Origin of the sequence: Streptomyces inhibens (genome assembly GCF_022221585.1) — a bacterium.
Lineage (GTDB): Bacteria > Actinomycetota > Actinomycetes > Streptomycetales > Streptomycetaceae > Streptomyces > Streptomyces inhibens.
This window is the reverse complement of record NZ_CP084681.1, coordinates 9,365,296-9,377,631: the sequence shown is the minus strand read 5'-3', so window position 1 is coordinate 9,377,631 and position 12,336 is coordinate 9,365,296. Positions and strand designations below refer to the sequence as shown.

The 12,336-nt window shown below is 71.1% G+C and carries 10 protein-coding genes and 1 pseudogene; 2 read left to right on the top strand and 9 right to left on the bottom strand.

Going from position 1 to position 12,336, the window contains the following annotated elements; genetic code table 11:
- Positions 1-303: 303 nt before the first annotated feature.
- The 6 genes and pseudogenes from KI385_RS42180 to KI385_RS42155 all read right to left on the bottom strand — a co-directional run bounded on the left by KI385_RS42180 (position 304) and on the right by KI385_RS42155 (position 3,921).
- A complete protein-coding gene (locus KI385_RS42180; protein WP_238577281.1) occupies positions 304-1,041 on the bottom strand; it encodes a VOC family protein in 738 nt (245 codons plus the stop codon).
- Between the two features lie 69 nt (positions 1,042-1,110).
- Positions 1,111-1,356, bottom strand: a pseudogene (locus KI385_RS42175) (transposase); the annotation flags it as partial.
- Positions 1,278-1,694, bottom strand: a complete 417-nt coding sequence (locus KI385_RS42170) for a hypothetical protein (protein ID WP_425357121.1) — start codon at positions 1,692-1,694, stop codon at positions 1,278-1,280. The pseudogene KI385_RS42175 and the gene KI385_RS42170, both read right to left, overlap by 79 nt.
- Positions 1,664-2,059, bottom strand: coding sequence for a DUF4277 domain-containing protein (locus KI385_RS42165; RefSeq protein WP_238577279.1), 396 nt, complete (start codon positions 2,057-2,059; stop codon positions 1,664-1,666). The genes KI385_RS42170 and KI385_RS42165 overlap by 31 nt, the downstream gene beginning before the upstream one ends.
- 315 nt (positions 2,060-2,374) lie before the next feature.
- Entirely contained in the window at positions 2,375-2,803 is a 429-nt protein-coding gene (locus KI385_RS42160) for a YybH family protein (protein ID WP_238577278.1), read from the bottom strand.
- A complete protein-coding gene (locus tag KI385_RS42155) occupies positions 2,800-3,921 on the bottom strand; it encodes a M24 family metallopeptidase (RefSeq protein ID WP_238577277.1) in 1,122 nt (373 codons plus the stop codon). The genes KI385_RS42160 and KI385_RS42155 overlap by 4 nt, the downstream gene beginning before the upstream one ends.
- 145 nt (positions 3,922-4,066) lie before the next feature.
- Here KI385_RS42155 and KI385_RS42150 point away from each other — a divergent pair, with 145 nt between their 5' ends.
- Positions 4,067-6,109 carry a hydantoinase/oxoprolinase family protein gene (locus tag KI385_RS42150; protein ID WP_238577276.1) on the top strand — a complete coding sequence of 681 codons (2,043 nt, stop codon included), beginning with the start codon at positions 4,067-4,069 and terminating at the stop codon, positions 6,107-6,109.
- Positions 6,106-7,791 carry a hydantoinase B/oxoprolinase family protein gene (locus tag KI385_RS42145; RefSeq protein WP_238577275.1) on the top strand — a complete coding sequence of 562 codons (1,686 nt, stop codon included), beginning with the start codon at positions 6,106-6,108 and terminating at the stop codon, positions 7,789-7,791. The genes KI385_RS42150 and KI385_RS42145 overlap by 4 nt, the downstream gene beginning before the upstream one ends.
- 53 nt (positions 7,792-7,844) lie before the next feature.
- Here KI385_RS42145 and KI385_RS42140 read toward each other — a convergent pair whose 3' ends face one another.
- Genes KI385_RS42140 through KI385_RS42130 form a run of 3 tightly spaced genes read right to left on the bottom strand, consistent with a single transcriptional unit; the run spans position 7,845 to position 11,886 of the window.
- The gene (locus KI385_RS42140) at positions 7,845-9,404 is read right to left on the bottom strand and encodes a PucR family transcriptional regulator (protein WP_238577274.1); all 1,560 of its coding nucleotides are present in this window, start codon (positions 9,402-9,404) and stop codon (positions 7,845-7,847) included.
- Positions 9,401-10,525, bottom strand: coding sequence for a DUF917 domain-containing protein (locus tag KI385_RS42135; RefSeq protein ID WP_238577273.1), 1,125 nt, complete (start codon positions 10,523-10,525; stop codon positions 9,401-9,403). Before KI385_RS42135 ends, KI385_RS42140 begins: the two co-directional genes overlap by 4 nt.
- Positions 10,522-11,886: a hydantoinase/oxoprolinase family protein gene (locus KI385_RS42130; protein ID WP_238577272.1), complete on the bottom strand. Its 1,365-nt coding sequence runs from the start codon at positions 11,884-11,886 to the stop codon at positions 10,522-10,524. Before KI385_RS42130 ends, KI385_RS42135 begins: the two co-directional genes overlap by 4 nt.
- Positions 11,887-12,336 lie beyond the last annotated feature (450 nt).

Genomic DNA, 12,336 nt, shown 5'->3' with positions numbered 1-12,336 from the left:
GTTTCAGGCACTATGAGCCTGGGCGGTGACCGGGACAGAACACACACCACAAGAAACCGCAGATCAGCGGGCATTTTTCACTGATTCAAGGATGGTCGACGCACTCCACGTGACACGTCATCGAAAACGAGCCTCGCATCCAACTCGACGTATGCCCCGCCTCGCCGATGCGCTCAAGTCACCGGAAAATGGGCTCTCCTGCCGTATGCGTGGGTCAGGCTGTCGTGAGTTGGCGGCCGGGGAGGGCGGGGCCCGGCGCCGCGCACTGCCGCACCGCCATGAGGGCGCTGACGGAGTTCCGCGTCAGCCCCGGCCGAGGACGCAGAACTCGTTGCCCGCCGGGTCGGCCAGGACGACCCAGGAGACGTCACCCTGACCCACGTCGGCCCGTATCGCGCCGAGGCCTTCGAGCCGGGCGACCTCCCTCGCCTGATCCTCGACGGGGTCGGACATCACGTCGAGATGGACGCGGCTCCATACGACCTCGTCGTCGGGCGTGCGGCGGAACTCCAGGTACGGTCCGACGCCCTTGACGGAGCGCAGCAGGGCGCGGTCGTCGGTCAGCTCGTGGACGGTCCAGTCGATCGCCTCGCCCCAGAACCGGACCATGGCCCGTGGGTCGGCGCAGTCGACGACCACGGCGGCTATCGGCCCGGTGTCCCGGTAGAGCTCCCGGGGCTCCAGGACGCTGAACACGTTGCCTTCCGGGTCGGCCATCACCGTCCACGGCGCGTCGCCCCGGCCCACATCGGCGGGCGTCGCCCCGAGCTCCTTCAGACGTGCGACCAACTCCGCCTGATGGGCGTCGGAGGTGGTGGCGAGCTCGATGTGCACGCGGTACTTCACCGTCTCCGGGTCCGGGACGCGGACGAGATCGATGCAGATGGCGGACGGGTCCGGCCAGTCGAAGCCCACGGGTTCCAGGTTGGTGACGCCGGGCCCTTCGCTGGAAACACTCCAGCCGAGAACCTCCGCCCAGAACTGGCCGAGCGCCGAGTCGTCCCGGGCCTTGAAGTTCACCTGAACAAGTTGCAGCGTCATGCCGCATACCTTAGGTGATCCCCCATCGGGCAGTCGTGCGAATTCAGGCTCTCCTGCTGCATGTATGGCTCAGGCGATTGCGAGTTGGCGGCCGGGGAGGGTGGGTTTGCCTCCGGCGAGGGTGAGCATGACGAGGGCGATGATCGCGTCGGCGGAGCGGAAGCCGAAGCCTCGTCGGATGATCGGGCGGGTCTTGGTGTTCGTCGACTCGACCAGCCCGTTGGACATGCCAGTGGTCAGCGCGGTGCGGATGGCATCGTCGTGCCGCACGATCTTGCGCTGGAGGTCGACGAAGGCGTCGATCCGGCAGCGATGAAGTCGGCATTGGCGTCCAGCAGCGCGGTGATGTTCGGGTAGGACACGAGCTTGGAGTCCGCGACGAGCAGGAAGTCCTTGCGGTCGGCGATCTTGCGCAGGGACTTCATCGCGCCGACGACCTGGGCGACCTCGCCCGCCCCGCCGTCGTAGACGCGGTGGAACAGCGGGACGCCCCCGTCTCGGCCGACGGCCAGCCCGGTCTGGATCTGCTTCAAGTCCACCCGCCGGTCCTTGGGGTGGCCGTACTTGACCTGTGGGAACCCCTCTTCTTGGTTCTCATATGCGCCGAACAGTGACATCGAGGTCAGGTCCCAGTGGATCTGGGTGGTATCGATGCCGAACTCCGTAATCGCCTGCGCGCCGACCGAGCCGGTGATCTCCTCCAGACACGGGCGATCGCGTCCAGCGCCCGGGCGATCCGGTCGTCATTGAGCAGTTCCGGATCAACGCCGAACACCTCCGGCACAGCCCACCTGCGCGCCCAGTTCTCCACCCCGACCATCGAAGTCATCGAAGTCGGCGAGGAGAGCCGGTTAGCGATCAGCACTTCGATGACCTGCCCGTGCGTCAAGTGCGCCACATCCCGGACCGGGCACAGCTCGTCGATGATCCCGGCCACGTCCAGCCGACGCAGAAACTCGGCAGAGGCAGGCAGAGCGCCCGGACGTCTCTCCACCACGGAAGTCAACTCCACCGTCATCCGGGGACGCTGGACCCGTGAGCGACGTGTACGAGATATCGGCACGTCTCATTCAACGAGCGCACCCGGCCGGGTAGCGGGCACATCGCCGGATCATCCGAACCGGTCATGTGCGGAGGATGGGACTAGCTCGGCGGCCGTCCTTGTCACTTCCGAGGGCCCTTCCAGAAAGACGACCCCGAGGGCCTGATGCAGCGCTCCGAGGTCCGGGGTTTGTCCTGACGCTGGCAAGCGGTAAGCCGCCGCTGCCTGCTCCGCAGCCTGCAAAAGCTCGGCTGGATCCGGCGGGTGGGAGCGAGGCCGGTCCGGGGGGTGTCAGCCGGCGTGCCCGCCGGTCTGCACGACGTCCTCGTGGAGGTGGAGGATGCGCCAGCGCCCCGAGGCGCGGGTCAGTACGGCAGTGTTCCGCACCGTTTCCGGCACGAGCGACCGCCCTTGACTGTCGGGGCGGAACGTCACGACCAGCCAGTACCGGACGAGAGCGAGCTCACCGAAGACGTCGATGACCGGGCGGACGGCTTCCACCGACTCCTCCACCGGGCCGTCTCCTGGAGCCGGGCGGGCACGGCGGACCTCGTCCAGTTCCGCCTTCCCTCGGATCAGGTCCGGCCGGGCGGAGTCGAAAATGGTGGCATCGGGATCGAGGAACGTGTCGACGGCCTCAGGTTGTCCTGCCATGTAGGCGTCGTACATGCCGGTGAGGCAGGCCCAGGCCTCGTCGCGCTCGTGCGACGCCGCGGTCATCGGACCACCGCCAGGTCGCGCGGGCTGTGGTTCAGGCGTCGTGCGCCGTCCTCGGTGCAGACGACGATGTCCTCGATCCGTACTCCGAATCGGCCCGGCAGGTAGATCCCGGGTTCGATGGAGAAGCACATTCCCGGCTCCAACGGCTGCTTCTCACCTGCCACGAGGTACGGCGGTTCGTGCGTGGTGACGCCGATGCCGTGCCCGGTGCGGTGGATGAAGTACTGCCCCCAGCCGGCCTCCTCGATGACGGTGCGCGCCGCCCGGTCGACGGCCTCGCACGTCACACCGGGGTTCACCGCCTCGAATGCGGCCTGCTGCGCAGCCAGCACCACGGCGTGCACCTCCTTTTCGAGGGCGCCCGGTTCTCCCACGTGCACGGTGCGGCTGATGTCCGAGCCGTATCCGGCGACGAGCCCGCCGAAGTCGAGCACCACGGTGTCACCGGTCCGTATGAGACGCTCGCCCGCCTCGTGGTGGGGGTTCGCCCCGTTGGGTCCCGAGCCGACGAGGGTGAAGTCGACCTGGCCGTGTCCGTGCCCGGTCAGCAGCCGGGCGAGATCCTCCGCCACGTCCGACTCCCGTCGGCCGGCGAACCGCACCCGGAGGATGTCGGTGTAGGCGGCGTCGGCGGCGGCTCCGGCGGCCGCGAGCCGTCCCGTCTCGTGCTCCTCCTTGACCGCTCGGAGCATGGGAAGGACGTCACCCGTCGCCACGAGCCGGACGCCCGCCGCCGCGCCTTGGAGTCCCAGTACGTGCAGGGCCCAGGCCTCGTCGGACACGGCGTACCGCCCCGGCCTCAGCAGACCGGCTGCGGCCTCGTGGGGGTTCTCGCCGTCCCGCCAGGTCACCATGCGCACCGCGGCCGCCGCCGGGGCGGCCTCCGCGTCGGCCCGTTCCAGGAGGGGGACCAGCAGTCGGGGCGTCTCCCCGGTGCTCAGGGCGAGCATCGTCAGACGCTCGGTCGGCGGCGGGAGGTATCCCGTCAGCCAGGTGAGATCGGGGCCGGGCAGCACGACGAGCCCGGAGAGCCCCGCCGCCTCCGCCGCCGCGGTCGCCCTCGCCATGCGTGCCGCGTACACATCGCTGCCGAAGGCCGGTTCGTTGGGTTTGTTCATGTCTCGAATGATCGGCATGCGCCCGCGGAGCCGGCTGTGCGCCGTGCACTGCCGCACGCTCCGGGAGGGTGCGAGACGCACACGACGCGTCGACGCCGCGTGGCTAGCGTCCCTGCCAGTTCCTGTGAGAAGCCGGGAGGCTCAAATGACTTTTCGGGTGGCCATGGACATCGGTGGCACGTTCACCGATGTCGTCGCCTATGACGAAGACCGCGGCACTTTCCATGCTTCGAAGGCACCGACCACACCAGGTGATCTGGCAGAGGGCGTGTTCTCCGCGCTTTCGCTCGAGGTCGATTCCCCGCAGCACATCTCCTTCTTCGTGCACGGCACGACCCAGGGACTCAATGCGCTCCTTGAGCGCAAGGGTGCGAAGGTGCTGCTCCTGACGACCGCCGGCATGCGCGATGTCTTGCACATCGCCCGCGGCAACCGAAACGACATGTTCGAGTTGCACTACCGCAAGCCCACCCCGCTCGTGGACCGGTCCACGACCGTGGAAGCGGCAGGTCGCCTGGACTGGCGCGGCGCCGAGGTCGAGCCGCTGGACGAGGACGCCGTGCGGCAGGCCGCCCGGAAGGCGCGTGCCGAGGGCTACGACGTCGTCGCGGTCTGCTTCCTGTTCGCCCACGTCAACCCGGAACACGAACTGCGGTCGGGCGCCATCCTGGCCGAGGAGCTCGGAGAGAGCACCATGGTGGTCCTCTCCCACCAGGTCGCCCGGGAATGGCGCGAGTACGAGCGCACGTCCACCACGGTGCTGGAGGCGTACACCGGCCCGGTCGTACGCCGCTACCTGAGCCACATCGAGGAGCGGTTCGCCGAGCGGGGCCTGACCGTCCCCGTCCAGGTCATGCAATCGTCGGGCGGCATCGTCAACGCCGCCTTCGCCCGGCGCAGTCCCCTGCACACGCTGCTGTCGGGACCGGTCGGCGGCACGATGGGCGCGGCCGCCGTGGCCGCGACGCTGGGGCGTCGCAACGCGGTGTGCGTCGACATGGGCGGCACATCGTTCGACGTTTCCCTCGTCCTCGACGGACGCCCGGACATCTCCAGCGAAGGCACGGCCGACGGGTTCCCCGTCCTGATGCCCCTGGTCAACCTGCACACCATCGGCGCGGGCGGCGGCTCCATCGCCTACTCGGAGGCCGGCGGTCTTCGGGTCGGTCCCGAGTCGGCGGGCGCCACGCCCGGCCCGGCCTGCTACGGCCGCGGCGGTACGCAGCCGACCGTGACGGACGCCAACGCCGTCCTGGGGCGGGTCGACCCTGAGTGGTTCGCGGGCGGCCGTATGACGCTCGACGTCGACGCGGCGGGGCGCGCGGTGGGCAAGCTCGCTGACGAGCTGGCCATGAGCGCGACCGAACTCGCCGACGGGATCTGCGACGTCGCCAACGCCAAAATGGCGCAGGCGATCCGTACGCTCACCGTCGAGCACGGTCTCGAACCGCGTGAGTTCACCATGCTCGCCTTCGGTGGTGCCGGGCCCCTGCACGCCGTGGCCATCGCCCGCGAACTGGGGATCGGCGAAGTGGTCATTCCCCGTATGCCTGGTGCCTTCTCCGCCTGGGGGATGCTCGGCACCGACGTACGTCGCGATCTGTCGCGCCAGTTCTTCGTCTCCGACGCGGCGCTCGACGGTGCGGCGATGTCCGGTGCGCTGGCCGAGCTGGCGCGGGAGGCACTGGCGGAGCTCGCCGACCAGGGCGTTCCGGCCGCGGACTGCCGTGTCGAGCACAGCGTCGACATGCGCTACGAGGGCCAGGACTACACGCTGCCCGTGCCTCTGTCCGGATCGGACGAGCCGCTCGGCGAGGGTTTCACCGCCGAGATCGCCGAACGTTTCGCGCAGCTGCACGAGGCCCGCTACGGCCACGCCACTCCGCACGCGCCCGTGGAGTTCGTGACGCTGCGCACCACGGGGCTGGGTGGGCTGTCCCGGATCGAGCCCGGCCCGTACCCGACCGAGGCGGACCCCTCCCGGGACGCCTCAACCCGCCAGGTCGTCTTCGACGGCCAGGTGCATGAGACGGCCATCCTGCGCCGTGAGCACCTTCCCTCCGGCCACCGGCTCGCCGGGCCCGCCATCGTGGTGGAGGACACCTCCACCACGGTCCTGCCCCCCGGCTCCTCCGCGGTGGTGGACGCGAACGGATTCCTCGTCATCACGGTTGGAGCATCGGCATGAGCGCCATCGACCCGGTCACCACGGAAATCATCCGCTGCGCCCTGCTGCAGGCCGCCGAGGACATGAACACCACCCTGATCCGCTCGTCCTACACACCGACGATCTACGAGGCCAAGGACTGCGCGGTCGCCCTGCTCGACCACGAGCACAACGTCCTGGGTCAGTCCTCCGGCCTGCCGATCTTCCTGGGCAATCTGGAGGAGTGCACTCGGGCCACCGAGCGCGTCCACGGCCGCGACGTGTGGCAGCCGGGCGACGTATGGGTCCTCAACGACTCCTACATCGGCGGCACCCACCTCAACGACGTCACCGTGTACGCGCCGATCTTCTCCGAGCCCGCGGAGCCCGACGAGGCACCCGTGCTCATCGGGTTCGCCGCCTCCCGGGCGCACTGGATCGACATGGGCTCCAAGGACCCGGGCGGGTCGATGGACTCCACCTCCATCTACCAGGAGGGCCTGCGGCTGGGACCGATCAAGATCTACGAGGACGGTGAGCCCTGCGATCAGGTGCACTCGCTGATCGCGCGCAATGTGCGGTTCCCCGAACCGACGCTGGGCGACATGCGCGCCCAGGTCGCCTGCGCCCGTACCGGCGCACAGCGACTGACCGAGATCGTCGGACGCTGGGGCCTGGAGACCGTGCTGGCGGCACGGGACGCCGTGTTCGCCCAGACCGAGCAGATGGAGCGGCAACGGATCGCGGCCCTGCCGGACGGTGTCTACGAGGCGAGTGGCTGTCTCGACAACGACGGGATCGACCTGAGCACCCCGCTGCCGGTGACCGTGCGGGTGACCGTCTCCGGTGATCGCATAGCCGTCGACCTGACCGACTGCGCCGAACAGGCCACCGGCCCGGTCAACTGCGGCGCGGCGCAGACCGTGGCGGCCTGCCGCGTCGCGTACAAACTGCTGGTCAGCGGCGATATCCCGCTGAACGGCGGCTCGTTCAAGCCGCTGGAGGTCGTCACCAGGCCGGGAACCATGCTGGCTGCGGTCGAACCCGCTGCCTGCCAGTACTACTACTCCCATCTCGGGCTGATCATCGATCTCGTCGTCAAGGCCCTCGCTGCCGCGCTGCCTGACAAGGCGGCGGCCGCGAGCTACGGCGATTCCATGATCGTTCAGTTCACCGGGACAGACCCGCGAAGCGGCCGCCCGTTCGTCTCCCAGGAGGCCACGGTCGGCGGATGGGGGGCTTGGCGCACCGACGACGGCGAGAGCTGCCTGATCAACAACGTCAACGGATCGCTGCGGGACATGCCCGTCGAGGTCCTGGAGACGCTCTTCCCCGTCCGCGTCACCCACTACGCCATCCGGCCCGACTCCGGGGGCCCGGGCCGCACCCGAGGCGGCAACGGCGTCATCCGCGAATACCGCTTCGAGGCCGATCAGAAGCTCTCGCTGTGGTGGGAACGCTCGACCACCCCGGCCTGGGGTCTGTTCGGCGGCGCCGACGGCGCTCCTCCGCTCGTACGGCTCAACCCCGGAACGCCGCGCCAGCGCACCCTGCTGAAGGCCAACGCGGTCGACGTACGGGCAGGGGACATCCTGCGCTGCGAGAGCGGCGGGGGCGGCGGCTTTGGTCCCGCGGCCGAGCGTCCGCGCGCGGCGGTCGTCGAGGACGTCCGCGAGGGCCTGGTCAGCGACGACTGGGCGCGCACCGCGTACGGCCTCGTCTGACCTCGCCCGCAGGAGGCCGCTCCCCCGCCCCCACGGGGGAGCGGGCCGTGCGCTCAGTGCGGGGGCGTGCCGAGCACGTGGCAGGCCAGATGCAGTGCGAGGCGCTGCTGCGGATCGTCGATGTCGTAGCCCAGCGCGCGGATCCTGTCCATGCGGGCCGCGACCGTGTTGCGGTGCACGCCCAGACGCACCGCCGCGGCGGACGGCGCCGCTCCGGTGTCCAGAACGGCCGTGAGCGTCTGCCGCAGGCTCCCGTCGGGATCGACGGCGAGCAGCCGTGCCATGACCGCCTCGGCGGTGCCGCGCAGTTGCGCGGCCGGTACCGCGGCCAGCATCTGCGCCGGACCCAGCTGATCGGCCCGGACGACCGTGCCCGCGCCTGCCGCCGCCGCGACCTGCGCGGCGGCGTCCGCCGATTCCAGCAACGGCGTCAGCTCGGCGAGATCCCCTCCCGGACCGGCGACAGCCGCGGCCAGCGGCGCGTAGCCGGCCAGCGCCGTCACGACCTTCCGCACGTCGTTGACCGCCTGGCGCAGGCGTGCTTCCTCGTCCGCCCTGGTCTCCTCGTCCTCGGTCCCCTCGTCCCCGGGCTGCCGGGCCGGGGTACGGGGCCCCTGCCACGCCACCCACGTGTCGTCCAGGACAACGAGCGGCCCGTGGCCGCGCGACGGCCACACGGCGCGCAGTGCCGCGTCGATGTCGCTGCGGTCGGTGTCGGATTCACCCGCCTGCCGGATCGCGAAGGCGACGAGCGGACCGGAGACCGGCCACCCCAGGGCGACCGCTTCGGCGCGCACGTCGGGGTGCGGTGCGCCGTCGGCGAGAAAACGGCGCAGCAGTGCTCCGGCGAAGCGGCTGTCGCGGTCCGCCAACAGGCGTCGCTCGGCCGCCCAGGCGGTCAGAGGGGCCACGGCGAGTCTCAGGACGTCCTCGACGGTCCCGGGCCAGCCCGGTGCGTCCCCTCGCACGGTCGCCACCAGGCGTCCCAAGACACGGCGGTCCGGGCCGGGCACCTCGACGGTCACCATGGTTACCGGGGGCGGTGAGGAACGGTCCTTCAAGGCGTCGAGTGCCGCACGGCGGCCGGCGAGCAGGTTGCCCGCGCCGTCGGTCAGCGCCACGGTGGTGGCGGAGAGCACCGCGTGGAGCGTGGAGAGCACGGCGTCCGCGCGCGGGCCCGCGTCGGCCAGTTCCTGCGCGGCACGAGCCAGCAGCGCCGTACGGCCGGCTTCCGGGCGTGCGACGGCGGAAGCGATCCGTACGGCGGCGGCCAGCGTGTCCTCGGAGGTCAGGAGCAGAGGGACGGCCAGCCGTTCGGCGAGCGTTCCCACTGACTCCTCGTCGGTCGCGAGGTCAGGCACGACGACACAGGCGGCCGCGTGTTCCCACGCCTTGCGGAGCGCCATCTCCACCGTCCAGCCCGTACGGGCGACGGTCCCGGCGAGCACGACGGCGGTGTGCGGGCGCAAGGTGTCGAGGGCGTCGAGCTGGTCGACGATGCGGACGTCGTGGACCTCGCCGCCCGTGCCTGCGGCTCCGATGATGCGCACGCCGGGCAGCGGCCCGTGCGCCAGCTCGGCCACGGTCAGGGCGGCGGGAGCGGGGCGGTTCACCTTCGGGTACCTCTCGTGGGGCCGGCTGAACGGGCCGGACTCGTCGGTCCCGGCACTTCTCCCTCGGCCGCGAGAGCGAGGCCTTCCGGGGTGTGCCAGGCGGGGTGGGCGTCGATGGCGACGACCTCGACCTGAACGCCGGGGGCGAGATGCTCGACTCCCAGCACTCGCCGGTCGGCGGCCGACAGGGTGAGGATCTGGTCGGGAGACTCGGCGATGACGGCGCCGTCGGCCAGGACCAGCAGGATCTCGTTCTGGGCCTCCAGCCGGACATGACGGCGCAATCCTTCGGTCTCGGTGACGACGACGCTGGTCCGGCGTGAGGGCAGGGCGCCCTGGCGGCCGGTGAACCCGGCCGGGCCTCTGGCAAGCGCATGCTCGGGGTGTTCGACGGCGGCGATCCGTCCCCGGCACAGGGCGCGCGGCCGCCAGGGGGCGAAGCGGGCCGCTCCGGTGGCGCGTCCCGCGGTCAGCAATCGCGTGAACGAACCGGGCACCGCGCCCCGCGCCACCGCGTCACCCGGCATGGGGTAGCAGACCACCAGCGCCCACCCTCCGGCCGCCATGACGAGCGGCCGCACGAGATTCTCGATGCGGGTGCCCGCGTGCTCGATGACGACGACGTCACCGGTGGAGGTCGTCATGGCCAACGGCAGCGGCGCATGGCCGTCAAGCGTGAACGTGGTCTGCTCAAGCAGCGGAAACACCCGGCCACAGGCATCGCCGTCCACGAGGGAGGTACCCGAGTCGGCCGCCGCTGCCGCCGCGAGCATCGCGTTCTCGGCCGCACTGTTCAGAGCGACGAGGGCGTCGGGCCGTCGCCCGGTGCAGCGGGTAAAGGCCTCGAGGGCGCTCGCGGCCTCCCGTCCGGACGGAAGCTGTTCGGCCAGGGCAGCCGAGGACCCGACGAGCGTCACGGTGGCGCATGCCAGATCTGCCGGCAGCCGGGACGGTGCGAGGAGAGGGACGCGTCCCCGTTCCCGGACCGCTGCCCGGGCCCAGTCACGGGCGACGGCAAGGGCCGACTCCTCCGAGCCTTCGGCCAAGACGGTCGATCCTTCGGCCAGCGCGTCGACGTCTTCGGCGTCCAGGTATGCGTCGACCGGCGTCTGCGGTGTCATTCCGCCTCCTCGCCGGCGGTGCCGACCGCGCGGACACGGATGCGGTGGACGCCACCGGGCAGATACGACACCGGCGCGTGGGCGACGCTGCCGATACGGGCGCTGACGGGCTTCGCCCCGGCCGCGATCACGGCCGCCAGAGCTCTGCCGCTGACGGATTCCACAACGCGCTCCAGCTCTATCCTGCCTCCGGCCACGGCGACCTGCGCCGCCTCGGCGGCGATGTCGGAGGCCGCCGCCTCGTACGCCGCAGCGGTCTGCTGCTGCCAGGGTTCCAAGGTCGTCTCCGGCAGCATCCAGGCGGCACCGCCAGCGGCGATCACGGGGGCGCCGGGAGTCCGCTCCCTGACGCGAGCGACCAGGCGGCCGATGTCTTCACGTGCCTGTCGCAGCAGCTCTGCAGGAACCGCGGCTGCGGAGCCGCCGCGGCTGTCGAAGGACAGCGTCTCGATCTCCGGGGCGTCCACTCCCAGCCGGATGCCACCCGGTCCCGGACGGCTGTCGCGGACCGTGATCTCGGAGTCGTCGACGGTCCCGCACCTGACTTGTTCCGCCGCCATGTCGAGGACGACGGCGCGCTGCGTCGCGGCGTAGCGGGCGGCGCCGCGCAGGGCGGCGGCGGTCGTGGAGTGGCTCGCGATGACCGGGAAGCGGCGGAAGTACTCGGCCGACACCCGACCGCCGGTGTTACGGCCGAAGAACAGTGGGGCCGCGACCCCCACGGCGGCCAGGGAGCGGCGGGTCTCGTCCACGACGCGCGTGGCTTCGTCCCGAAGGGCCGCGTTGACGACCGTCGCGTTCTCGCGTTCCCGCAGCCCGATACGGCCGATGTCCCGGGAGAGACTGATACGGGCACCCGGGACCGTCTCGACGATGATCTCAGCCGCGGCCGCTTCGATCTCGGGACGGGTGACCGCCCCGGCCGCCGTCACCGCGAACGCGGTGACGCCCTGCTCAGCGGCTCGTGCGGCGAATCGAGCGACATCGTCACGTGCCAGGGGCTCCAGGTGCAGCCCGGTCAGCGAAGCACCTCCGTCGACGATCGCGACCACCGACCCCACGGCGCCGGCCAGGGCCTCGGGCCAGCCCGCCAAGGGCGCCAGCGCCGGATGGCACGGAGGGGAGATCCGCAGGGCCGCCACACCGGCCAGACCGGTCGGGCGCGCGGACAGCTCCGCCGTCGTCACGCCCACGGCGGCCACCGATCCCAGCAGCGGGCGCGGCAGGCTGCCGAGCACCGCGTCCAGGCTGCTGCCGTAGGCGGCCCTGGTGGCGACGACAGCATGATCCGCGATGGTGCCGTCGGATCGGACGAGGACTGCCACGGTCGTGCACCGGCCGACGTCGACTCCAAGCCTCACGCACCTCATGCTGGTCCCTCCGCCCACGCCGTGCCACCCCGCTCCGACAGCCCACCGCCGCCGTGCGGAGCCCCGGCGTCACCTGGCCCTCCCTGCTCGTGGGGCGGGAGATCGGGCCCATGCTAGGGATCCGACTTCCGGCGGGGTCGTGCGGAACGCACGGCCCGCCAGGACCCGGCAGTGCCGGCGGCACTGCGTCGCGCGGGGCGTCCGGAGCAGCTTCCTGACACACGGGGTCTCGGGAGGCCTGTGACGGCAACGGCACCGCACCCTGTCCGGGTTACCCTGCAATACCGACGAAGGCGGTGACGGTCTTCTCTTGGTGGCCCGGCTCGGACACCTGCAGCGGACAGAGGCACCGCCCGCCCCCGAGGTCGTCTGGCTCCCACGGCTGCTGACCTCGATACCGGGATACCGGGGCAGCCGTTCGAAGCGTTGGACGCCCTTGTC

Bases quoted from the DNA above. Each gene is read 5' to 3' on its own strand.
- KI385_RS42180 (WP_238577281.1), bottom strand. From the start codon at position 1,041: ATGACGCTGCAACTTGTTCAGGTGAACTTCAAGGCCCGGGACGACTCG.
- KI385_RS42165 (WP_238577279.1), bottom strand. From the start codon at position 2,059: ATGACGGTGGAGTTGACTTCCGTGGTGGAGAGACGTCCGGGCGCTCTG.
- KI385_RS42160 (WP_238577278.1), bottom strand. From the start codon at position 2,803: ATGACCGCGGCGTCGCACGAGCGCGACGAGGCCTGGGCCTGCCTCACC.
- KI385_RS42155 (WP_238577277.1), bottom strand. From the start codon at position 3,921: ATGAACAAACCCAACGAACCGGCCTTCGGCAGCGATGTGTACGCGGCA.
- KI385_RS42150 (WP_238577276.1), top strand. From the start codon at position 4,067: ATGACTTTTCGGGTGGCCATGGACATCGGTGGCACGTTCACCGATGTC.
- KI385_RS42145 (WP_238577275.1), top strand. From the start codon at position 6,106: ATGAGCGCCATCGACCCGGTCACCACGGAAATCATCCGCTGCGCCCTG.
- KI385_RS42135 (WP_238577273.1), bottom strand. From the start codon at position 10,525: ATGACACCGCAGACGCCGGTCGACGCATACCTGGACGCCGAAGACGTC.